The organism is Labrys miyagiensis (assembly GCF_030160835.1).
Lineage (GTDB): Bacteria > Pseudomonadota > Alphaproteobacteria > Rhizobiales > Labraceae > Labrys > Labrys miyagiensis.
The window spans coordinates 104,595-129,456 of the sequence record NZ_BSPC01000032.1 but is presented as its reverse complement, the minus strand read 5'-3'; the positions used below and the strand labels follow the sequence as shown (position 1 = coordinate 129,456).

At 58.0% G+C, this 24,862-nt stretch carries 14 protein-coding genes; 7 read left to right on the top strand and 7 right to left on the bottom strand.

The window, feature by feature from the left end:
• Positions 1 to 11: 11 nt before the first annotated feature.
• The 3 genes from QQL24_RS18600 to QQL24_RS18590 form a co-directional block, all read right to left on the bottom strand.
• Complete coding sequence (locus QQL24_RS18600; RefSeq protein ID WP_284313789.1) at positions 12 to 1,670, bottom strand: recombinase family protein; 1,659 nt, start codon at positions 1,668 to 1,670, stop codon at positions 12 to 14.
• Positions 1,671 to 1,682: 12 nt separating this feature from the next.
• Entirely contained in the window at positions 1,683 to 1,880 is a 198-nt protein-coding gene (locus QQL24_RS18595) for a hypothetical protein (protein WP_284313788.1), read from the bottom strand.
• Positions 1,881 to 2,100: 220 nt separating this feature from the next.
• On the bottom strand, positions 2,101 to 2,763 hold the full coding sequence (locus tag QQL24_RS18590) for a hypothetical protein (RefSeq protein WP_284313787.1): 663 nt from the start codon (positions 2,761 to 2,763) through the stop codon (positions 2,101 to 2,103).
• 125 nt (positions 2,764 to 2,888) lie between these two features.
• Here QQL24_RS18590 and QQL24_RS18585 point away from each other — a divergent pair, with 125 nt between their 5' ends.
• From QQL24_RS18585 to QQL24_RS18575, 3 genes are all read left to right on the top strand, one after another.
• Positions 2,889 to 3,131, top strand: coding sequence for a helix-turn-helix transcriptional regulator (locus QQL24_RS18585; RefSeq protein WP_284313786.1), 243 nt, complete (start codon positions 2,889 to 2,891; stop codon positions 3,129 to 3,131).
• A gap of 531 nt (positions 3,132 to 3,662) precedes the next feature.
• Complete coding sequence (locus QQL24_RS18580) at positions 3,663 to 4,733, top strand: hypothetical protein (RefSeq protein ID WP_284313785.1); 1,071 nt, start codon at positions 3,663 to 3,665, stop codon at positions 4,731 to 4,733.
• A 674-nt stretch (positions 4,734 to 5,407) separates the two neighbouring features.
• A complete protein-coding gene (locus QQL24_RS18575; protein ID WP_284313784.1) occupies positions 5,408 to 5,980 on the top strand; it encodes an imm11 family protein in 573 nt (190 codons plus the stop codon).
• A 553-nt stretch (positions 5,981 to 6,533) separates the two neighbouring features.
• Here the strand turns inward: QQL24_RS18575 and QQL24_RS18570 are convergent.
• The 4 genes from QQL24_RS18570 to QQL24_RS18555 form a co-directional block, all read right to left on the bottom strand.
• Positions 6,534 to 8,894, bottom strand: a complete 2,361-nt coding sequence (locus tag QQL24_RS18570; protein ID WP_284313783.1) for a KAP family P-loop NTPase fold protein — start codon at positions 8,892 to 8,894, stop codon at positions 6,534 to 6,536.
• Positions 8,895 to 9,038: 144 nt separating this feature from the next.
• Positions 9,039 to 9,833, bottom strand: coding sequence for a hypothetical protein (locus QQL24_RS18565; protein ID WP_284313782.1), 795 nt, complete (start codon positions 9,831 to 9,833; stop codon positions 9,039 to 9,041).
• Positions 9,834 to 9,925: 92 nt separating this feature from the next.
• The gene (locus QQL24_RS18560; RefSeq protein ID WP_284313781.1) at positions 9,926 to 10,144 is read right to left on the bottom strand and encodes a conjugal transfer protein TraD; all 219 of its coding nucleotides are present in this window, start codon (positions 10,142 to 10,144) and stop codon (positions 9,926 to 9,928) included.
• Between the two features lies 1 nt (position 10,145).
• Positions 10,146 to 10,472, bottom strand: coding sequence for a conjugal transfer protein TraD (locus QQL24_RS18555; protein WP_284313780.1), 327 nt, complete (start codon positions 10,470 to 10,472; stop codon positions 10,146 to 10,148).
• A 172-nt stretch (positions 10,473 to 10,644) separates the two neighbouring features.
• Between QQL24_RS18555 and traA the strand changes: the two genes are divergently transcribed.
• The 4 genes from traA to QQL24_RS18535 all read left to right on the top strand — a co-directional run bounded on the left by traA (position 10,645) and on the right by QQL24_RS18535 (position 24,818).
• On the top strand, positions 10,645 to 13,689 hold the full coding sequence (gene traA / locus QQL24_RS18550) for a Ti-type conjugative transfer relaxase TraA (protein WP_284313779.1): 3,045 nt from the start codon (positions 10,645 to 10,647) through the stop codon (positions 13,687 to 13,689).
• A gap of 657 nt (positions 13,690 to 14,346) precedes the next feature.
• Positions 14,347 to 14,553 carry a helix-turn-helix transcriptional regulator gene (locus QQL24_RS18545; RefSeq protein WP_284313778.1) on the top strand — a complete coding sequence of 69 codons (207 nt, stop codon included), beginning with the start codon at positions 14,347 to 14,349 and terminating at the stop codon, positions 14,551 to 14,553.
• A gap of 1,416 nt (positions 14,554 to 15,969) precedes the next feature.
• A complete protein-coding gene (locus QQL24_RS18540; protein ID WP_431310711.1) occupies positions 15,970 to 24,306 on the top strand; it encodes a DUF4214 domain-containing protein in 8,337 nt (2,778 codons plus the stop codon).
• Positions 24,307 to 24,413: 107 nt separating this feature from the next.
• Entirely contained in the window at positions 24,414 to 24,818 is a 405-nt protein-coding gene (locus tag QQL24_RS18535) for a hypothetical protein (protein WP_284313776.1), read from the top strand.
• Positions 24,819 to 24,862 lie beyond the last annotated feature (44 nt).

Genomic DNA, 24,862 nt, shown 5'->3' with positions numbered 1-24,862 from the left:
GCTCGTCAGGCTCATAACCTGAAGGCCGCAGGTTCAAATCCTGCCCCCGCAACCACTGATGCTTGCGACAGCAAGCGACCCAAAACCCCGACCTCCGAAAGGACGTCGGGGTTTTTCTTGCTGGCGGCAAAGCGCAGCATGGCGGCCAAATCCCCGCGCAGCACGATGGCGAGCGTGCCGGCATCCGGGACCAGGGTGATGCTCTCGACCAGGCTGCGCAGGATCGCCACTGCTTCGCCGATCGTCGATGGGTCCTGGAGGTTGGTGTGCAGGTCAGTGATACGCTGACGGTAGAACTGCGCCATATTCGGGTGGAGCAGGGGCGGCGGCTTTTCGACATTCGCGAGCATGCCGGTCAGTTCCGACTTGCGGACCTCCAGTGCAGCGATCGTGTCCTTGAGCGTTTCGCCGGGCACGCCGTCGAGGATCGCCTGAACGGCCTTATCCAGTTCCCGGTTCGTGCGTTCAAGTTCTCGCCGCTTGGCCTCGGCATCAGCACCTCGCTGGATGCGTAGCCGATTGACCTCGTGCGTGAACGCCTCGCAGAACTCCTCGAACAGGGCCGGCTCCATCAGCTGGGTGCGCAGGCCATTCATCACCGAAGCTTCGAAAGTGTCGCGTCGGATGTTGAGGCGATTGTCGCAGGTTCCCTTGTTACGGGCCGTGCTACAGCCGAGCAGGTCCTTCGAGATCATGCCGTAGCCGCCGCCGCAGCAGCCGCACTTCACCAGGCCCGCGAACAGATGCCGAGGGCGCCTGTGCTCGTTGAGCTTGTTCTCGCCAGGCGCGGACGGCATATAGGCGAGCGTTTGCTGGCGGAGCTTCACGGCATCCCAGGTCTCTTGCTCGACGATGCGCAGCGCGGGGACATCCTGGATTACCCATTCGGATTCGGGGTTGGGACGCGAGACGCGCTTGCCGGTGTCCGGATCCTTGATATAGCGCAGCCGGTTCCAGACGAGGCGGCCGATATAGAGCTCATTGTTGAGGATGCCGACGCCGCGCCTCGGGTTGCCGTGGATGGTCGAGGGCCCCCATTCGGCGCCTTGCGGTCCGGGCACCCCTTCGCGGTTCAGCTCGAAGGCGATGGTGCGTGAGGATTTGCCGGCGAGGTAATCGGCGAAGATGCGGCGCACGATGGCCGCCTCGGCGACGTTGATGGTTCGCTCGCCTCGAATTGCTTGCCCTCCGGCTGTGGTCTGGCCGACGACGTCGTAGCCGAAGCACAGGCCGCCGCCCGATTTGCCATGCTCGATCCGGCCCCGTAGGCCACGCCGGGTTTTGTCGGCGAGGTCCTTGAGAAAGAGCGCGTTCATCGTGCCCTTCAAGCCGACATGCAGATGGGTGACATCGCCTTCCGACAGGGTGACGATGCGCACGCCCGCAAATGCCATGCGCTTGAACAGGCCGGCGATATCCTCCTGGTCGCGGCTGAGGCGGTCCATGGCTTCAGCCAGGACCACAGTGAACTTACCGCGCATCGCATCGGCAATCAGTTCCTGGATGCCGGGACGGAGCAGGGACGCTCCCGAAATAGCCCGGTCCGTGTAGCTGTCGACGATGCTCCAGCCCTGCTGGTCGGCATGGCGACGGCACAGGCGCAGTTGGTCCTCGATCGAGGCGTCGCGCTGGTTGTCGGAGGAATAGCGGGCATAGAGCGCCACCTTCATCGGCGAATCTCCTCAGTCGGGGAGGTCATCCTGCTCCCGCGATCGGGCTTCGGCCAGCACGAAAGCCTGCGCGGCTTGTCGCGCCAGCAGGTGGACGAGGGCGACGAGGCGAGGATCGGGCCGGGCAGGGGGCGAGGATAAGGAGGCACGCTCGCCCCTTGCGATCTTCGCGCCATGCTTGGGAGCTGATGTCCTTTGTCGACTGGCCACGATCGTCCCGTTTCCTCTCGCCGAAAGCCTATGCATCGGCAAAGGACGCCAGGGCAGGGGCAGGGCGCAAGACAAAAGTCGAGCTGGAACAAAGGCTTGTCTCGTATGGACGCGGGTCAAGACGCAAGTTGGATAAACGCGGCGATAAACGGCGGGAAAGGGCGGGGCAGTCAAAACTTCGTGAGCATCGGCCAAACTCCCCCTACGGATGAGCCCAGAGCTAGGCCGGTTCGATTGCTCTTTCTGAAAACCGCTCATGATGGTCTGGCGTGAGACGGCGGAGGTCGGCGAGTATCAGCCTCAGTTGCGGCCATGGGAACTCATCCGAGTCCTCCGACGGTTCGCCCGAACGCAGCACGGCGTCGAGCTTGGCGGCGACGCCGGATAACGAGGACGGTGCCATGTTCCACAATGCCTCAGCCAGCTGTTGTTCGTAGTCAAAGGCCGCGGCTTCTTCGGCGAGCGCGGCGGAATAGCCGAGCCGACGGTCGGCATCCTCCCAACGCTGGCGGTGTTGCTCGAGTTGAGAGAGCGCCTGGGTTCGGAGGGCGGCCATGGTCGGATCGTTACGGTCCAATCGCTCTACGTCGCGCGCGCAGGTGATGCGTATCGGCTTGCCCCCGCCGGCCGGGATCTGGACGATCTGAGGCGGACTCACCATTCGCTGCAGCTTGGTCTCTAGGCGCTGCTGCTTGCGGCAGAGCGCCAGGCTCGCGCGAGAGGCCTCATCCCACGCGCGCCAGGCATCGACGGCGGGGTCGGTTTCCTCACCAGCTCTCGCAAAGCGGGGCAGGAACGGCGCTGTCGACGCAGCCAATCCCGTTGAAATCAATCGTCTGCGCGAGACGACAGGCAGACTCGTGCTAGTCTCAGAATCAGCCATGATCCGAGCTCCCTACAGCTTGGGTGGTGGTGAGGCTGGGTTGGGTGTTCGTAGCACCCAACCCAGCCGAGTTCATATAATTGGCATATTTGCGTTTTTTGCGCAAATCCGAATGTGCGCAGTAGATGAAGAATTTTCCATCACAGGTGCGGGCCGCCCGTGGCCTACTGAACCTGACGCAGCAGGACCTTGCGGAGTTGTCTCAAGTGAGCCTGCGCACGATTGTACAACTCGAGCGTGGAAATAAGGTATCTGGTTCGGTCCTCACAGCTTTGCAGTTGTCCCTCGAAGCCGCAGGTGTTGAGTTCATTCCTGACAACGGCGGTGGCGCGGGTGTTCGCTTCAAAGAGCCTCGATCCCAAGACTGAATAGGCCGTTATTCAAATTGCTCGGGGCTCCGCCCCCGCGCGGGTCAAGAGAAGTCTTTGGCCTTTCGCGGCATAAACGGCCGCCTCCCCGCAAGCGGGTCCCCTCCATTTATTCCACGATGCCATAGTCTTCTCCTGCCCCTTGCTACCCCGGTCTCGCCGACGGGCAAGGTTGCAGCACAGAGCTGCAACCCGTGCCCATAAAAAGAGACCCAGGAACACTCTGGCGCAGGATGCCTAGCTCACAGGGCACTAGCGCGGTTAGTGCCAGTCCCATGATGCCGGTCGCTGATCCGTATGGTCACACGCTCGAATACTATTCAGAGCAGGTCAGTCAAGGATCGCCAAAGTGGGGCGGAGAGGGCATTTTGACAGCGATCCGATAACGGTTCGAATCCTCTCCGGCGCGCCATATTTCCACCGGTCAGGATAAAGCTGGGCACTGCAGAGAACACGACGGCTTTGCGCCCCATTTCCGGAATGTTTTTCCAATTCCAAAAGCCGACGTTGTAATCCAGCTAGCTTCAAAATATGTGGCGCCAGCCTAACGCTGAATTTATCAAACAATTTCCTGACTTTTTGCACTTACTTTCGGATTTTACCGCCGTGACGCAACCTCCTTTCTTCACTCCTCCAAAACTCAGGCCTCTTAATCTCGACGTTGCCGCACTCGCCGGGGGTGGGTGGGCACCCGCTCAATTTTATGGAAAAATGGCTGACGATTGCGAGGTTTACTGCCGGTATCGAGGCGGCAACTTGTCGGTTCATATTGCAGCGCATCCGGGCGAAGAGGCGTATGCCGGCGATGCTTTGTTAGAGGCAGTGATTGGCCCGTACTTGCATGGCGGCCTGTCCTTGGGTCAATTGTGTCGTTATGCTGGGATCACGATCAACGGCTACGCTCCCCCGCTGCCAACAGCCGTCGAAATCTTGAAGGAAGGCCTGCTCGACCTAAGCGGCGAGACAACCTTTCTCGATCTTGGAGTTATTTGCACACATCCTTCTGCAATAGAGTTCTACGATGATATTGTGAATAATCTATCGGAAGTGATGGGCTGCGATGACGTAAATGGTAATTGGCACGATTTCAAACTTTGCGATCGAGGCGAGTTTGCGATCGGTTGGCGGATGTGTCTGGCGCGCCGCTCCGGTCCAATGTACACCATGCAGCATTGGCCGCTCGAGATTGCAAATATCGAGGGCGTGGGATCATTTCCCGTTTTTGGCCTCATTCAGCACGCGGCGTTTCAAGCAAACAACCCTCCCCGTTGGTATACCTATCTCTGTCGCCCCCAAAAACCGGCGATACTCCTTCGCGAGAAAGGTGGCCTTGATGTAGACGACTTGTGGCTTCGATTGTCATTTCCAGCCAACGATGAATCAAGTCGCCAACTCGCTGAAGAAATCTACAACATTTTCGTGCGCAGGTTTCCGCCAGCGACCTTGCTCGCCTACAACATCGATACGGGAGAGCGCGTCCCAGACCAAGACCCAATTGCCCCCTGTCCATTTGATTCACGAGTCGCCGCCTGGGTCGCTGGAGGCGAAGATCGTTGGTTTTGGGGAACGCAGTCGTGCGGCATCCCTCTCGGATATCGCTGAAACCATGATGAGAGTTAGTATGCGGGTAGCTGGATCTGACGCGGAGCTGGCTCTACAAAAAATTACATCGCACAAACAATAACATATGAGTGCTCAGTTTTGTCCTCCCTGGCGCCCCGATCAAGTTGCCGATGTAGATTTAAATGCTGTCCTCACCGTTGGCAGGGACAACTCCAACTGCGGCGCGATGCACGGCGAGGAATGCAGCCGCGTCGAACAACATGGCGCCGGCAAGCCGGAGCAGGAATGCCCGCCGCATTGGCGTAAATCGTATCCGCGGCTTCTGCGGCATTGCGATTGCGACGATACCAATAACCATCCTTTCCGGTAGTCGGGTTCGCAGTTCTGGTTGTAGTTGTCGCAGGGAGTGGCTGAAATCCTCAAGATTTTCTCCACATTGAACAACTCAAAGGGCGAAATACGTTGACAGCGGCCAGCGCCAAAGCGGAGCGAGCGACTGTGCAACTGATGCCTGAAGGTCCCGATGGGCGATAAGAGATTGCCAAATTCAGAGGATTCATGAGATGTTTTTAAGTGAAACGCACTCGGAACGAAGTGGGAACTGAAAGCGCACGCCACTATCACTCGTCCCATGCTTGATTATTTGAGAACGAAAGTAAGTTATCATGGCCTATTGCATAACAGGTCTTTCCGTTACCCCTCAGTTCGCGCCCATGTTCAAGGCCATCAACGATAATGGAGATCAATATTTTCCAGAGATGCCAGGACGCGTTTGGAGTTTGAAAGGGGGCTATCGGCTAACTGAGATGACGACACCCCCGATCCATTCGGTCTATCATCGAGCAAAAATGGCAGGTAGAACTAAAGTTCTTCCGGATATATTTCACGTTATGAGTGAAATATGTGTAAATCATATCGTTCGCGATATAATAGAGTTTTATGAGCCAGATATTCATCAATTCTTCTCAATAAAGCTATTTCGAACAAATGCAGAAATATTTGACGGTGAGTACTATTTACTTAACGTCTGCAAACTCCTGAGCTCCATTATCTTTGAAAAGTCGAGCTTTGTTCGTCAACCAGTGGGTCATGGTGTTGAGATAGTGACTCCAACATACCCTCCTCGAAGAACGTCTCACGGCGATACAATTAGAAATTCCCATCTCTGGCGAGAGAGTATTTATTTAAGCGACTTTTATATCTCAGAGGATATATACCGATCATATAAGAAATATCGACTGAAAGGGGTCGATAAGCATAATTTTGTTCCCTTGGAAGAAGCTTAGAGCGCATCAAGAAAGGCACAAATTACTGCGTGAATTAAGCTTATTAAGTTTCTACACAGACGACCGCGGGCGTGAGCAGGCTACAGTAGCAGAATACCACCCACCAACATATTCTTAAATCGGCGACGTCCTTCTTATTTCGTCACATAGGTTTTGCGCGCCTCGTTCGCCGACACATCAAAATTCGCGGCTGATGGCTGAAATTCGTGTGGTAATCGGCGGTGTTCGGCGTTCTCAACCAAGGTAGATGTTGGGCTATGTGGCGCGCCATCTCAGGTGAAGATGAGAACTATGTCTACTCCATTGCTCTCCCATAAAACGGCTTGTGTTCCCCATGCTCCGACAACTTTACAATCTCCTTCGACGGACGCCGAACAATGGGTACGGTAGTCATAGTTCTGCAAATTCTCGGTAGAAAAGCGATCATAGCAGGCTGGTGATGTTCAGCGTGACGTGATTCCCGCGAAGGAATGCACCATGACGAGACTGAAAATAGGGACTCGCAAAAAAACGCCAACGAAGTGGGTAGGGCATCGTTCGGAGGTCGAGGGGATCACGTTTCCGCCGGCTCCAACCACTTCCCAAGTTGGCGTTGCAGTGTCTGTAAAGTGATCTTGTCCTGCGAAAATGCTGCCGGATCAATTTCGGCACATCTGGTTTTGGCCCTGTCAATGCCAATGAAATCTTCGATGATCTTTCGGTCGAACGTGTAATGCGGCGTCGCGACTCGATCCCCTAAAGATTGGCTTGCCCCTCGACTCATCAGCCTGGTCATCACCTTCACGAAGGCCTCGTCAGTTCTGATCGCGTCTTCCACCCACGCCTGCGGTTCGTTCATCGAACCCGCATAGTCCCGCCAGCGATACAGCAGCGACACCAAATCGGAGTCTGCGATCAGTCGGCCCGGTTCGCCTGCGCGGATTCTCACCTGTCGCAACCACTCAACTTTCATGGCCTCCACCGTCTGTATGTCTAATGTGGGTTCGGAGCGGTCTTCTTTCCCTTCCTCCCTGTCCGCTGGATCGCTGAGATGTATAAGGACTGCTCCAACCGATAGCGCCTCGCTTCGCGCCAATGCTTCGATCGCCAGCTTGCCTCGTATCTCGCTTGGAATGCGCTTTAGGAACCAACTCGTCGCTCTCCAAGCCGAGAGCCAGGGCGAGCTGAATGGACCGGCTTCACGCGTATCAACCAGCTTCTCTCCCATTCCATACATTGCCGGCAGCAGTAAGCTTGCATTCTCAACCGGCAGACGTTCCACCGACTCATCGAGCCTTGCTACCAACGAGGCCAGCAGGCCATTTGCTTCGATGTCCGCTATCGCGACCGAGAGTTTATGCTCGTCAACCGTCGCAGCCAGGAAGTCAACGAAACCGCTTTCGGAAAGCTCCCCCAAAGCTGTCTGCAGTTCAAAATAGCGCGGGAAGTAGCGAGAAGAGCACACGCGTTTCGCAGCAAGCCATTTTAGGTACCAGTCCTCGCCGTAATTGGTGCCGCCGAAGGCCCATTCCAGAGTTGGGAAAAGTTCCTTGAGCATATCCTTGGTCCAGTCGCGACGCTCGTCGCGCACGGTCTCCAGAAACCGCTCGATCGCGGCCCGATCCGCGTCCCTGCGCCCATCGCCACGAAAATGGCTGGATTGAAGGAGGAGATCACGTTCCCCGAACAGCCTCTCATGCAGATCGGGCTCGAACACGCGAAGGGTCTCGAGCGCCAAGAAATCTATGACGTTCACCTCGAAGGTATTGCGCGCGGCATGTAGCGGTAGGTGCACTGCAATGGAAGATATCAAACGACGCGCGTCACGCATGTTGCGCAAACGGGGCTGGATGCATCCGACGAATACATTGCCCCAGCGTGTTTGCTGGAAGCCATTATCCTCGGTCGCATAAGCCCCTGCCAAAGCCGAAAGCTCTTCTCCAAAGATGCCATGCACGACGGACGTGGGAACTGCTGGCAGATCGAAGTTCGTCTGAATCACCTTTTCAAGAAACGCCCGCCCCGCGCCATCTGCAATCGGGTCCAGCGCACGTTCGACAATGCTCGGCTGAAAGAGCAACACGAAAACCAAGTTTGGCAGATTGGCATTCGCCTTTACCTGCCGAACGAGCAATCTGATCTGCTCAGGCTCGAGCCGATCAATGTCGTCCACAAAAATGACGAGCGGGCGGTCAAGCTTGCGCAGGCTCTTTTCCAGTTCACGCCGTACCTTGTCTAACGGCTCGGCCGTCCGATCCCGCCCCAGGTACGTCAGAACTCGACCTACAATGGATACCACCGCTGAAAGGGCAGCGAACGCCGCTGCGACTCTGGCTACGGTCGGTAGATCGAAACCGATACCTGACGCAATTGCGATTACCGAAGCATTCGTTAAGACCATCGACCAAAATTGCGTCCGGGCACCAGCTTCCTTCAGCGGTTCGGCGGCGCCGCTGAGAATGGTGCCGTACCGACGCAACGCTTCGGCGCTGGCAGCGGCATCCGCCGAATACCGGCTGCCGAGCTTGTCCGCGATCTGACCGAAGAGTGCACGAGCAATAGCGTCGCTGTCGCCCCATTGCCACGGATTGAAATCGAGCCAATCGGCGCCGTTCTCGTCAGCATCGAGCTTCTCCGCGACCAAGTTCTTGAGCGACGACTTACCAAAGCCCCAGCCTCCCCGGATCGTGAATACGCGGCCTTCCCGCAAATCGAGTTCAGAAAGGACACGGGCGATCTGTCCAGCAAAGTCCACCCGCCTCAGGCGATCCTGCCCCGCAGTTTGGATCGGTGCATCTGCGCCTATTCCCTTATCGGAACGGGCGGTGCTACTTGTCTTTTGGTGCTTCCTTACCAGTCGATGTTGTAACCAAGTCAACGGATTCCAGCTTGAGCGGCTGCCGCGCGTTTTGTCTTTGGTCCAATCCGCCCCCATCTCGCAATGCCCCACGTTCCAAGTTACCGCGCCAACTTGACAAGCCGGAACTCTGCAACCGACGTGCGCCGACGCCAAGCGATCTACAGCCGACCTAAATACCCACCTTTCCTTGATGCCATAGTGCTCAATTGGCCACCATGATTAGAGTTGGAGCTTATCGCGCACGCAGGGAATGAGGGCCTGATCAATTCTGTCCCACGCCTGACCTGCAACCGCTCCTTTGTTGTTTTGCTTGTCGATCTGCCACGAGGCGATGCCCCAAAGCTGCTTGTGGATGATTTCGAATTTTCCATCTCCATGATCCATGAAATGGATCCGCCAAAGGCCGCTACCGCTTAGACCGCCAAAGTCCTTTGGCAATTCGTTGGGATCATCATTTGTCGTCTGGAAGCGCAAAAGAGCGTTCTTGTCGCTGTGCATCTTCCCACTGTAGAGAACGGCACGCATCGGGCTAACGAACTTGCCCCCTTCAATGGCCGGAGCTTCCGAATATTCGGCTACCAGTCCGAACATCACGTCGACACAAGAATAAACTGTTGGCTCCCCACCTTCGATCTTCGTCCGGTTCTTTTCGGCGTTGAGGAAGACACTTTGAGTGGCGATGGAATCGGCAACCTCCGGGTTCAAAAAAGTGAACGCCAGATCAAGGTCCCCTTCTGTCCAATTATCGCTGCTATGGACGATGATGTGGTGTGCATCGGTGATATCGATGATCTGTCTTTTTTGGGTTCCGGCAATCAACCGAACCAGCCCAATGTCGCAGCGGGCCTCGTACTGTTCGGCAACATGTCCGCAGGTCAGTATCCCGCGCCGACCTTCGATTGATACGAGCACGCCCGAACCTAGAACCTTGCTCCCCGCTCCTTCCACTCGTTCAACCAACCCAATGGCAAAGTGGGAAAGTTGATCGCTGATTGCGTCCAATAGGCTCGTCATCACGTTTACTCCTGCTCTCCGGTCGTGACACTCGCGGCGCACACTGGCCAATGCGTTGGAGCACGTTCTCATTCCGCAAGTTTATCGTGTTTTCATGCGTTCTCGAACGCCTGCTTTCCTTTGGTTCCCCACAGCGCACGCGCCTGTTCTCCCTGCTCGCTTTTGAGCTTGTCAGCCATCCAAAGGAGCGCGCCATAGATCAAGGCGCGATCGTCGCCGGTCAGGTCCACGATCCCTGCCTTGACGACGAGCCCGCCCAGCTCGATGAGATGCCGCGTGCGCGTACGGCGCTCGACCTGCCACGAACGCATGTCATGTCTCGCTCGTACCGCTTGATGCCTGTTGCTCGCCATGCGGTTGCGCCGGAGTGCCTCCAGTGTCGTGATCAGTCGCAGGTGCAGGTCGCCGTGCTCGCCCCCGGAAAAACATCGCTCCGCGTCTGGCCCACGCCTCCCTCCTGCCGGCGTCCTTCGTCTCGGCCAGCACGATCAGCGCACCCGCCAGTTCCTCGGCGCTTAGCGCATCAGCCCCGGTGGCGATCACCAGTTCGCCAAGCTGCTGCACCTTGCGGGTCTTGAGCTCCCGTGTCTTGTCCTCAAGCGCCTTCAGTTCGGCATCGAAATCCCTTGGCTTGCGCATCATCGTCTCCCTAAGCCGTTGATGCGGCAATGATAGGTGAGCACCCCGCGAAAGGCTGTAGGGTCGCCAGGACAGGCTGGGACGGGAAGGTCCCACCCGAGATTTTTTCGAGGGAGGGCGCGCTTATACGTCGTTCCGACGTTCGCTTGGCCGTGCCACTGATCCGATCGCAATGGCAATCTATCATCTTCACGTCAAGGTCATTGGCCGCAAATCCGGCTCCAGTGCGGTTGCCTCCGCCGCCTATCGCTCGGCCTCACGCTTGCGGGACGAGCGCCTTGATCGCAGCCATGACTTCTCGGTCAAGCGCGGCGTCGTGCATTCCGAGGTGATGCTGCCGGAGGACGCACCTGCGGGCTGGAGCGACCGCGAGCGGCTGTGGAACGATGTCGAGGCCTTCGAGATCCGAAAGGACGCCCAGCTTGCCCGCGAGGTCGAATTCTCCCTTCCGCGCGAGCTGAGTCAGGCGCAGGGCATCGCGCTCGCCCGCGACTTCGTGCAGGCCGAATTCGTCGACCAGGGCATGATCGCCGATCTCAATGTGCATTGGGATTTTTCCGAAGATGGCATGCCCAAACCCCATGCCCATGTCATGCTGACCATGCGCCAGGCAGATGTGAATGGGGACGGACACGGCTTCGGTCCGAAGGTGCGGGACTGGAATCGCACGGAGATGGTCGAGCAGTGGCGGGAACGCTGGGCCGAGCTTGCCAATCAGCGTCTGGCAGAGCTCGACATCGATGCCCGCATCGACCACCGCAGCTTGGAAGACCAGGGCATCGGGCTGGAGCCGCAGAGCCAGATCGGCGCGCCTGCCAAACGCATCGAGCAGGAGGGCATCCAAGATCGGGGCATCGAGAGGGAGGGGCTTGAGGCGGATCGCGCGGAACTGCACCGGGAGATCGCGCGGGGCAATGGGGTGCGTATCCTCGCCAATCCCACTTTGGCATTGGACGCCATCACGCATCAGCAATCGACCTTCACGCGCCGCGACATGGCGATGTTCGTCCACCGCCACAGTGATGGCCTCGAGCAGTTCAATGCGGTGATGGGAGCGATCAGCAGCGCCCCCGATCTCATTGAACTCGGCAAGGACGGACGGGGCGAGGATCGCTTCACCACCCGCACCATGATCGAAGCCGAACAGCGCTTGCACCGGGCTGCCGAGCACATGGCAGAGAGGGAGCGCCATGCGGTTGATGACCGGGAAAGGGATAAGGCTCTTGCTGCCGCTGAACAGCGCGGGCTTGTCCTGTCGGGTGAGCAGGCCGATGCACTGGCGCATGTCACCGATGGCCGCGATCTTGCGATCGTGGTTGGCCATGCCGGTACCGGCAAGAGCGCCATGCTGGGCGTGGCGCGGCAGGCCTGGGCAGCGGCAGGCTATGAGGTCCGGGGCGTGGCCCTGTCCGGCATTGCGGCCGAAAACCTCGAAAGTGGATCGGGCATAGCCTCCCGCACCATCGCCAGCCTGGAACATGGCTGGGGACAGGACCGTGATCTGCTCACTTCCCGCGATGTCCTGGTGATCGACGAGGCGGGCATGGTCGGCACGCGCCAGCTCGAGCGCGTGCTCTCCCATGCCGCCGAGGCCGGCGCCAAGGTGGTGCTGGTCGGCGATCCCCAGCAGCTACAGGCCATCGAGGCGGGCGCGGCGTTTCGCTCGATCCACGACCGCCATGGCGGCGCGGAGATCGGCGAAGTCCGCCGCCAACAGGAAGACTGGCAGCGCGAGGCCACGCGCGATCTCGCGACAGGCAGGACAGGGGATGCCATTGGCGCCTATGACAGCCATGGCATGGTGCATGAAGCTCAGACGCGCGAACAGGCGCGAGAGGATTTGATCGAGCACTGGGATCGCGACCGGCAGGCTTCACCCGATAACAGCCGGATCATCCTCACCCACACCAATGACGAGGTCCGCGCCCTCAACGAGGCGGCGCGCGAACGCATGAGGGACGCCGGCGATCTCGGCGATGACGTGCATCTCATTGTCGAGCGCGGCGAGCGCAGTTTTGCCAGCGGGGACCGCGTCATGTTCCTGCAGAACGAACGCGGTCTCGGCGTCAAGAACAGCACGCTCGGAACCATTCTGGAAGTCAGCGCACAATCCATGACCGTGGGCACGGATGATGGCCGAACTGTCGGCTTTGACCTCAAGCATTACAACCGCATCGACCATGGCTATGCCGCCACCATCCACAAGGCACAAGGCATGACGGTGGACCGCACGCATGTGCTGGCGACGCCAGGCCTGGATGCCCATGCCAGCTATGTCGCCCTGTCGCGCCACCGTGATGGCATGGACCTCTATTACGGCCGTGACGACTTCTCCGATCAGAACCGATTGGTCCGCACCCTGTCGCGCGACCGGGCCAAGGACATGGCCTCGGATTACGAGCGCGCCGATCCCGCACAGGCCTATGCCGAGCAGCGTGGCATCAGCTTCCGCAAGCGTGTTACCGAGATCGTCAGGAAGATCGTACCCGAGAAGGTGCGCACTCTGTTTGACGGCTTGCGACCGTCGGCCGATGCGCCTGACCAGGACGAAGTGCAGAGGCCAGAACGGGAAGGCGCTGTACGGAAGGCGGGAGGAGAGGCCGGAAAGGAGGCGGGACGCGAACCCGCGGCGCCCGCGGGAGAGAAAGTCGAGGACGAGCAAGCGGCGTTGCGCAAAGCCCGCGGCGAGGCGCTCAAACGTCATGCCCGTGCGGTGGATGCGATCCTCGCCGTCAGGGAAGCGGGCGGTAAGGAAAATCCCGAACAGATGCGTGAACTGAGTGACGCCCGCAAAGCTTTCGAGGAGGTGCGGCCGCATGGCTGGCGCGATGCCGAAGCCGCCTATGTCAAGAACCCGGAACTCGTGCAGGAGGCGGCTGGCGGCCGGATCAACCGCACCGTCCAAGCCCTGCAGCTTGAAACCGAAATCCGCACCGATCCGAGCCGCCGCGCCGACCGCTTCGTGGAACGCTGGCAGAAGCTCGACCAGGCCAGCCAGCGTCAGTACAGGGAAGGCGACATCTCCGGCTACAAAACCACGCGGTCTGCCATGAGCGATATGGCCAAGAGCCTGGAACGGGATCCGCAGCTTGAATCCATCCTCGCCAACCGCAAGGCCGAACTCGGCATCGGGTTCGAATCAGGCCGGCGTCTCGGCTTGGAACTCGCCTTCAACCACGGCATCGACCTTGGAAGGGGGAGGGGGATCGGCTTGTGATCCGTCCTATTTACCGCCGTTCCTTCGCTGCGGTTGGACCATGTCGTGTTGCCTCACCTAATTTTGTTACCGAATGCCTCACCAAGGATGTTACCCGCTCCCGCACGTGCGGGAGCGACGCAGGGCACTTGGACGCTGATTTCGCCGATGAGCCGCTACACCGGTTTCTGACCATCCTCAATGCGGTCCTGCGCGACGGCGCCTCCTGGGGCCTGGAGACCCGCCAAGTCTGAGGTGAGATCCCGGCGTCGTTCGCTTGATGGCCAAAGTTCCGCAGGCGGCGAGAGGGTCAAGGCCGCGAGCCGCGTAAGCGGTGGCGCGATGCGCCAGCCTTGACCCTCTCGACGCCTGCCGAAACACTCAAATCAAGCAAATCGACCATTGACTTCCAAGACAATGGCTCACGACATCGGCGAGCTCCATTGCGCATGGCATGCGCCATCTTCGTCCTCACGATGCCTCCCTAGTGGTGAGGGCATCATGACGGCATGGGTGTTCGCCGGTAACATTTTAGGTGAGGCAACGACGCCCGCTCGGTAACATTTTCATTGAGGCAATGCGACAGACCACGCTCAAAATCCTCTTGCGCGCCCGCAATGGTCTGTCCTGTCTCACATCAGGAGCAGCCAGAAGAAGCGGGCAGGAGGCAGGGCGGCGATGCGTGAACCAGACCGTATCATCCGCTTGAAAACCGTGCTGTCCCGGACTGGGCTGTCCCGCTCCACCCTCTATCGCAAGATCGCCGAAGGCACGTTTCCACACCAGATCAAGATCAGTGTCCACGGCGCGGGTTGGCATGAATCCGACGTCAGTCGCTGGATTAGCGATCCTGTGTCGTGGCGTCCGAAAGGCGTGGGCGATTAGTTGAGTAGGGAACGACGCTGGAGGTCCAATTAGCATAACCCTTGAGACAGTCGCTGACCGCAAAGGCGCTCCTGTGATTATTCGGTATGCTGGTTCGTATAGAGGCGCTCGTAGCCGTGCTCGCTTGAGTACCCAGGTGAACAAGACGCTCAAGCGCTCCATGTATGGCCGTTCCGGCCTCGAGCTTTTGCGAGCGCGCATGCTCCCACTTGAACTGCTATCAGCACCAACAGTGACGAAGACCCGTATCGCCATGAACTGCTAATCAACAGCAACTGCGAAACCCGCGTGCTCGACGGCACACCGGACACCGACTTCAAGCGCCGGAGTAAAGGATGGCGACCTTCACAGAAAGCGGCCAAAATGGCGGCGCGGCACCTCCGGTTTTTTCATGCACCCCGGTAAGTCGGCAATGCTCTCATAGGTTGTATTATTTAATATGCAATGCCAATGCGTGAAGCCGCGTGACTCCAGCGTGATTTGAGTGTTTACGCAACGAAGGCACGGCTCTGGCGGCTAAGGCGAAGTAGCAGGTCGCTACAAGTTTTGCGAGCCGTCACTGGATGACTTCCAAAATCAACGACGCTAGCAAGACAATATTTTTCCAAATATAAAATGATCACAAAGCCTTATCTCTCGGGTATATAAATATTTTATACGAGTTCCTGAACTAAAATTGTAGGACTACAATTACCTATGGCAGATGTTATCGAGCTCACAACTATAGCGTACGCCAAGCATATTCAGCAATTCTAGAATTGTAAAGACCGGATCATCGGTGTCTACGAGTTGAGGTGTCATGGGGGTCGTCTTGCTTAATAGTAGCCAAGCGACTACTCGTTAACCAATAAATGTTTCAGTATTCCACACAGTGAACTAATTACATTGTGGAAAAAAATGGGATAAGTAACATCTTAATCACCGCAGCTAACGACCCGCCGATATCCAACGATTTAATTACTAAAGGATGCAACACTCGTGAAAAATTTAATAATATCTGGAGGAGTGGGCGGCTATATTCTAGAATTCACAGATAGTATCAACATTACTTTGCTTTTGTTTAGAAACAATATACGATCTCGTAAAATAACGGTGCAACGTCGTAACTTAAGTGCTCATTTCGTGATAGAATGACACCGGACGCCAGATCACTGCAAACTTATATTCGCTGCTATAGCTATAAAGCTTCTCGCTGAACCTCTGAGGGTGTTCGAACCAATGCTTACAATCGTCTTCGAAAAATTCTTCTTGCTGCTGGGAGCGCTGACAGTTGGAGTAATTGCCTTTCTAGCAACAGGAAAAAAAAATCTTCTAGTACTATGTCTTATATTCGGCGCCCTATCGTTCCTCGGAGCAATTTTGCTAACATCTAAGTAGTATCGCACGTTCCAGAAAATCAAAGGAAGAGGCTGAAGTATGAGTGGGCTGGATGACATTGGGGGTGCCGCGGGAGCAGGTGGCATCGGAGGTGCAATCGGTAATACACTTGGCTCACAAGTGGCCCCTACAAATAACTTTGCGGCAGGGGCGCTACAGAACTATGTCTCGGGAGTTGGAGGAGCTGCAGGTACGGTGGCCTTTGGGGCTGCGACGCGGGCGTTAGGCGGGGCACTCGGTGGGGCACTTATCGGGGGCGAAGATGGTGCAGAGATAGGTGCATTTCTTGGAGGCCCTGTTGGAGCGTTTGGGGGTGGCTTGGCCGGAGCCTTTATTGGCGCTTACTATGTTGGATATGTGGCCAATAAGCCGGTTCGTCGCGAAGATATAGAACTGCCGAATGTCATGTGGAGTGCAGGCACTGGTTTTTGTTTCCCAGGTAATGCAAAAATTCAGGTTGGTAACGACCAGTTTTCTTATATTCGAGACATCAAGCCTGGTGATATCGTTCTCTCGTTTTCCGGTTCAAATTCAACACTTGTTTTCAAAAAGGTAACGCGAATATTTAGAGGCATAACGTCTGAATGGATGATTGTGAACTCGCAAATCGTAGTTACGCCCGGTCATCGTTTCTTAAATGAAAATGGCAAATTTGAGCGCATCGATTCGATTGTAGCAAGAGGTGGCAGTATTGTAAGCGCACACGGAGCGACAACGCGGGCTACCGCAGTTTATCTAAAATACAATGAATTTACTAGGAGTAATTATGAGGAAGCTCTTGGATCTGAGGAATTTGTTGAAGGCACCGCTGCGTTATCCGTAGAAGTATCTCGTGGCTGGAGAACCTACAATTTTGAAGTAGAGGAGTTGCATACTTATATAGCCGATGGATTTCGAGTCCATAATGACTCTGTATCAGACTACGTAGGATTGGTCGCGGGACTGGAGCACAATTCTACGCTTGCCGCCAGTTTCTCAACGATTACAGATAGATATGGGCTCGGAGCAGCTACGGCCGGGGCCTGGGGCAATGGCTCAATTGCCGCGGAAGACGCCCAAAATGTCGCCGACAAGCAGCAGAACCTGGCGAATGCCTTGGCAAGTGGCGATCCTGCACGAATATCTGCCACTGAAGAGCAGTTAGCCAACGCGAGTGAGAATTTAGTTACGGCTGTTCGGAGCTCATTGCCAGCACCAAGCCAGGTAAAGGATAGGGATGTTTTTTTACATATTGTTCAATCCTTTCTGAGTGCCTTTGGGTTGGCTTCTCCACCCCCGCCTCATGATGTAAGCGCTGCCCCTTCTACTGGAACAACCCTAGGCGGCCTCATAGGGGGGGCCTTAGGCGCTGTTGGGGGATTAATTGGGGGGATCGTCGGAGGTATAGGAAATCTTATTGGTGGCATTCTAAGCGGACAGAGTCTCGCTCATACTACTGGCGACGGCAGTCATGGCGGAAATAGCGGCTCTACGGGCGGCGGTGCTGGCACGGGCCCAGCTGGGCCCGGCATGAACAGCAACGGCATGGGAGGTCGTGCAAGCGCAGAGAGCGGCGAAAATATGGGCGGCAAGCCCGTCATTCTCGATCTCGATGGCAATGGCCTGAAAGTTACCTCGCTTTCCTCTTCTACACAGTTCGTCGAGGAAAATGGCGATGGCTACCAAAACCGCACCGCCTGGGCCGGGGCGGGCGATGGTGTGCTGGTCTTCGACGCCGACCATGATGGCAAGATCAGCGAGGAGAAGGAGTACGTCTTTACGGATTGGGATCCGTCGGCTACCTCCGATCTCCAGGCGATCAAGGATGTCTTCGACACCAACCACAATGGCAAGCTCGACGCCGGTGATGCGAACTGGTCTGACTTCAAGGTCATGGTCAACGGCCAGATGGTCTCGCTGGCTTCACTCGGAATCACCTCGATCGATCTGACACCGACTGGCAGTGGCCAGACCTTCAATGATGGCTCCGCTATCACCGGCACGACAACCTATACGAAGTCCGACGGCACCACCGGCCAGGTCGGCGATGCCACCTTGGCGAGCGACAGCAACAGCTATGTCATCCATCAGAGCCAGACCACCAATGCCGACGGTTCGGTGACCACCGACATCCTTGGCTACAATGCCGATGGCTCGGAAGCCTTCGAGAATGTCGTCACCGTCAGCGCGAATGGCCTGAGCAAGACCATCAAATATGACGACAATGGCGATGGCGTATTCGACCGTTCTCAGACCGACACTATCGTCTCCAACGGTGATGGTTCGTCGACCGAGACGATCAGCGACTTCAATGCGGACAGTTCGTTGCGCGACAAGACGGCGACGACAACCAGCGCTGATACCAAAACCGTGACGACCACGGTCGACCAGAACGGCGACGGCATCTGGGATCAGTCCCAGGTGTTCGTGAGGAACACCGATGGCTCGACTTCGACCACCACCAAGAACCTGGCTGCCAACGGCACGGTGATCAACCAGACGCAGGTGACCACCAGCACGGACGGATTGAGCAAGACGACCAAGGCCGACAACAGTGGTTCAGGTACTTTCGACCAGATCACCACGGACGTCACGGTGATCAACGGCGACAATAGCCGCACGGAGACCATCACCGATACCGGCAACAATGGTACGGTGCTCGACAAAACGGTCATTGCGACCAGCGCCGATGCCCGCTCCAAGACGGTGCAAACCGATCATAGCGGTTCAGGGACCTTCGATCTCGTCACCACCTCTTCGATTACCGTCAATGCCGACAATTCGATCACGACGACGGTCCAGGACAAAAATGCGGATGGTTCGCTGCGCGACGAGACTGTCACCACCATCAGCGCGGATGGCTTGTCCAAGTCCGTGTCGGAGGATTTGAACTCGGACGGCAGCTTTGATCAGGTCTCGTCGGACGTGACCGTGGTCGGTGGCGATGCCTCTCGCACCGAAACGATGACCGACAAGAGCGGCAATGGCACGCTGTTGAGCCAGACTGTCACCGTCACCAGCGGCGACAGGAAGACGATCACCACGACCACCGACAGCAACGGCGACGGCGCCGTCGATCAGACCAAGACGATTGTGGTGAATGCCGACGGGTCGACCACCACGACGATCTCGAACTTCGCCCCGAACGGGACGCTTATCAATCGCTCTCTGATCACCTCCTCGGCCAACGGTCTCTCGACCACGACCAAGACCGACATCAATGGCGATGGCACCTATGATTCCGTGACGACGGACGTCATCGTCGCTAATGCCGATGGCTCCCGCACGGAGACAGTGTCCGACACCAGCGCCAATGGCACGCTGATCGACAAAACAATCGCCACGACAACTGCCGATGGCCTTACACAGACCCGGCAGCAGGACCTCAACGGTGATGCCACCATCGACCGTACGACGGTCGACGCGATCGTGCTGAATGGTGATGGCAGCCGCATCGAGACCGTATCGACGACCAGCAACAACGGGACGTTGCTATCAAAGACGGTGACGACCGATAGCGCGGACCGCCTGACGACGACGGTGACTAGCGACGCCAATGGCGATGGCCATGTCGACCAGACGCAGGTTGGCGTGCGCAACGCCGACGGTTCAACCACGAAGACCGTGACCAACACGGCGATCAACGGAGCGCTGGTCTCCAAGACCGTCACCACAACCACTGCGAACGGCTTGAGCACGACGACGCAGACCGATGTGGATGGCGACGGTGTCTATGATGGTTCGAGCAGCGATGTCGTGGTGCTCAACGCCGATGGTTCGAGGACCGAGACGAAGAGCAGCCTGAGCGGCGGCGGGGCCCTGCTGAGCAAGAGTGTCCTCACGACCAGCGGCAATGGGCTGTCCATCACAAGGCAAGGGGACGCCAATGGCGATGGCGTCTTCGATAGCGACAGCACCGATGTGACTGTGCTGAATGCCAATGGTTCCAAGACCGAGACCGTGTCGAAGTACAATGGAGCTGGATCAGCTCTGATCAGCAAGATTGTCACCACGACATCCGGTAACGGGCTGTCCGAGGTGACCACCGAGGACCTTGATGGCGACGGCACGGTGGACCTCACTATCAGCGATGCCGTGGCCCTGAATGCCGATGGCTCGAAGCAAGAGACCAAGACCACGACGAATGCCAATGGCACCCTCATTGCGAACGTGGTGACGACGACCAGCGCCGATCGGAAGACGGCAACAGTCGCCAGCGATCTCGACGGTAATGGCGTGAACGACATTACCTCGACTGCCGTGGTCAATGCCGACGGCTCGACCACAACGACTGTCTCGACCTACAACGCGTCGGGCACGCTGACTTCGACATCGACCAAGATCGTGAGCGCAAATGGGCTGTCGACCACGACGCAGACCGATCTCGACGGCAACGGTACGATCGACCTCTCGACCAGCAATGTCACGGTGGTCAACGCGGATGGTTCCAAGACGGAGACGCTGGCGGAGTATACCGGCACAACGACGCTGAAGAACAAGGTCATCCTCGCGACCAGTGCAAGCGGCCTATCGGTCGTCACGACATGGGACGACACTGGCGACGGGATCGTCGATCGCACCCGGACCGATACCAAGACGCTGAATACGGATGGCTCCATCACCGAAGTGGTGACCAACACCGGCAGCCAGGCGAACAAAACCACCACGACGGTCAGCGCCAACCAACTGACGACGACGGTCACCAAGGATATCGACGGCAATGGCACCGTCGACCAAACCATCCTGACCCAGGTGAATGCCGACGCGTCGACCTTGGTCTCGTCGATGGACGGCACCGTCAAATCCGCCTCCGGGCGCAGTTACGGCGGCACCAACGGGCGCTATGAGACCGACAGCGCCAATGGCCTGTCGAAGACGATCTACTACGATGCCAATGGCGACGGGCTCGCCGAGCAGCTCACCACCGATGTGACGGTGATCAATGCGGATGGTTCGAAGGTGGAGACCATTACGGACTCGACACTGACGGGTGGCGTCGCGACTTCGGCCAATCCGGTCTACACCGCAACCCTCAAGGACAAGGAGATCATCACGACCAGCGCCGATGGCTTGACCACGGCAAGTCAGTATGACCTGACCGGCACCGGCAGCTTCCCGGAAGTGATCACCAGCCAGCTCACTTACAATGCCGACGGCTCGACAACGCAGTCCCTGGCGGAGAGCCATTCCGGCGTGCAATCCCACCGCTACATGACGACCACGAGCGGCGACGGCCTCGTCAAGACGATCGTCTGGGAAGGCAATAACGACAGTTCGGGCCATCAGAGCGAACTCTATCGCCTTTATCATGGCTTCTTCGACCGGGATCCCGACTGGGGCGGATATGAGGATTATCTCGCTCAACTGGATGGGGGAACCGCGACGCCGGAAGACATCGCATCCGACTTCCTCGATTCAAGCGAATTCGACGAAGCCTATGGCAGCCCGAGCGACAGCGACTACATCACGCTGCTCTATCAAAATGCCCTGGGACGTTCCCCGACCACCGCTGAGCTTGCCCAGTGGCAGACTTCCCTCGACGGTGGCATGTCACGGCCTGACCTGGCACTCGCGATCATCGATTCTCCGGAGGGGATATCACATACCCAGGCGGCCGAACTCGACTGGGCGGTCAGCGCCCATTGGATCACCGGGACCACGCGCAGTGAGTCCGATGACGTCACGGTGCTCAATGGCGACGGCTCGACCACGCAGACCATAACCAACACCAGACTGGACGGCTCGCTGATGTCCAGCGCGACGAAGACCACCAGTGCCGACGGCCGCACGGTGTGGGTGCAGGAGGATACCACGGGCTCAGGGTCCATGACCCAAGGCCACATCACATACACCTCGACCCTGGCCGATGGTTCCACACAGACCACGGTCAATGATCTGAACGCTGATTGGAGCCTGAAGGATACGGTAACGACCACGGTCAGTGCCGACGGGCTCGTCACCACCATCAAGCGCGACGCCAATGGCGATGGCACCAATGACGAGACGGAGGTCATTACCAGGCAGGTCGATGGCAGCTCCTCTGATGTCACCACCGACTATAACTATGGTGGAACGATGCTTTCCAAGACCACTGAGACCACCAGTTCGGATGGCCTGACCTCTAACTACAGCTGGGATTTCAATGGCGACGGCGTGACTGACAACACACGCAGTATCGTGCGCGTCAACAACGCCGATGGCTCCACCACCGAGACCGTGAAGGACTATCAGACCAGCACCAAGACCGCGTCCGGCTGGGGCACGGCGATAACGGCGAAGCTGCTGATGACCACGGTAACGACGGTGAGCGCCGACGGCAGAACGCATACGACGACACTCACCTACGCGACATCGACTGCCTCGACGATGGGGGTAGGGAGTATCGGGTCTAACGTCTATCACGCCAGCTACACGAGCGACACCGGTGCACAAGCCGTTCACCAGACCATCAGCAAGACGATCGACAATATCGATAACTCGACGATCACGACGAGCACCAACGATGCCACTTCCAAGTCGGTCAAGCCGATGGATGGAAAGGTGCTGTGGAATTCGGTGATCGCTACCAGCAATAAGACCGTCGCGTCGAAGATCATTGCGACCACGAGCGCCGACGGTCTCACCACGACGATCCAGGCCGACTACGACGGCAATGGCACCTATGAGCATACCGAAAACTGGCAGACCCAGATCGACGGCTCGCAGATCGGCACGATGCAAGACGTCAATTCGACGGGCGTGGTCAAGGCCCTGGGTACCGAAACCATCAGCGCCGACGGTTTGATCACCACACTCAGCGAGGACTCGGACAACAACGGCACGATCGATCACATCGATACGGCTACGACGCATGCGGACGGTTCGATCACAGAGACCGTGACGGACTACAAGACCGACGGCACGCTCAAGCAGACCGTGGTCAAGAAAGTCGCGGCCGATGGCCAACAAACGGCGACCGTCACCACCACGCCGTCGACGACGGTCGGCGGAACCGCAACCTCTACGGCCGTCATAGTGGGCAGTGGATTGTCGGCGACGGCAACCAACTCGAACGACACGGCGACCATTACCGGCAACTACAACATCCTGTCCTTGGACACGGGGACGGACACAGCATCAATCACCGGAACAGGCAACGTCATCAATATCGGCAACAACGTCACGCTCACCGTGACGGGCGGCACCAGCGACATCCTCAATGTCAACGGCACCGGCGATGCGCTGAGTGTGAGTTCGGCCACTATCAATATCACCGATGATGCCAGTGCGACGGTGACGGGTGCGTCGAACACGGTGAACGTGACGAACGATGGCACCGTGTCGACCACCGGAAACACCAATGCGGTGACAGCGACGGGGGGCGGCGCAACGGTAACGATGAAGGGTGCAACCGGCGGCAAGGCGACCATGAGCAATGGCACCCTGAACCTGGGAACCAGCACAGCTGTGCTGCTGACGGGATCGGGCAACGCCATCAAGGAGACGGGAAGCGACGCGCTGACCGGCACCGGCACAGGTGGCACGCTGGATGTGACCGGCATCACCAACACCGCGACCCTGTCGTCTGCGGCAGTGACGGTGGAAGGCGGCGGCGTCCTGACCCTGACCGGCACCTCGGATACCGTGACCCTGAAGGGCAATGCCGCGCAGGTGACGGTGTCGAGCGCCACAGACACGGTCGATGTCGTGGGTACCTCGGCCAAGGTCACGGTGACGGGCGGTGGTGGCCAGGTCACACTTGAGAACGGCGCCTCGGCGACGGTCGTCAACAACACCAATGCAATCACGCTGACCAGCAATACCAGCCTGACGGCCAGCGGGACCGGGAACACCATCACCGTGAACGGAACTGGCAACACCATCACGGGCTCGTCGGAGACGATCAACATCAGCGCCGGGGCCAGTGCCACGGTGACGGGCGCAACCGATACGGTCGGGATCACCGGCAACGGTGCACTCACCATCTCCGGCAATACAGCCCATGTGACGGCGACCGGCACCGGCGGTTCGGTCACCTTCGCGAGCGGAACAGGCGGAACGGCGACGATCTCCGGCGGCACGGTCACTCTCGCAAACGCCATCTCTGCCTCGGTGACGGGCTCGAACGACACGGTCAACTTCGGCCATGGCGGCTCGGTTACGGTGACCGGCTCGAACGATACCTTCGTGTTCAAGCCGAGCTTCGGCCTCGATACGGTCACGGGGTATCAGGCCTCGGGTACCGGTGCCGATCAGATCAACATCGACCACACCGTGTTCGCCGACTGGGCGACCTTGCTCTCCCACACGACACAGTCCGGCACCGATACGATCATCACGGCCGATGCCAGTGACAAGATCACCCTGAAGAACACGACAGTGGCCAGCCTCCAGCAGAGCAACTTCCACTTCACCTGATCGGGTATCACCCCAAACAATGGCCGGGCAGTTCATCTGCCCGGCGCCCCCGCAACTGCTGTTGGACAGCAAGTGCAATCTCTATTTTTGTCTTTCCTGGTGTCTTCATGACCGAGCAGGTCGGGTTTCTGCCCGCTTCCCCTCATTCCGCAGCTTCCATCTCGGACAACGAATGGATCGGAAGTCCTGGTCTTAATTTTCGGAGAAGCCCGGATGCCACGGCCGAGACGCATGGACTCGGCCCCGCGGCACCCTTCGTCTACGCACCAGTCGTCAGTGATCACAGGGCGTTCTGGTCACCGACATCAGCCAGTTCGGTGCAGGTCTCGTCGTCTGGCCAACCGCAGGCGAGCGAGGCTTCCCTTCACGTCTCCGACAGCTGGATCAACACACTGGCACCCTGGACCCAGGCGGGCACGGCAACGGTGTTGCCGCAGGGCAGCGCCTTCGACGGCTATGGCCTTGCCGCCAACGGTATCGACACCATGACTCATGGCGGCTGGACCAGATGATCTCCCTCTTCACATATGCAGCCATCGTCTGCCCCCAAAGTTCG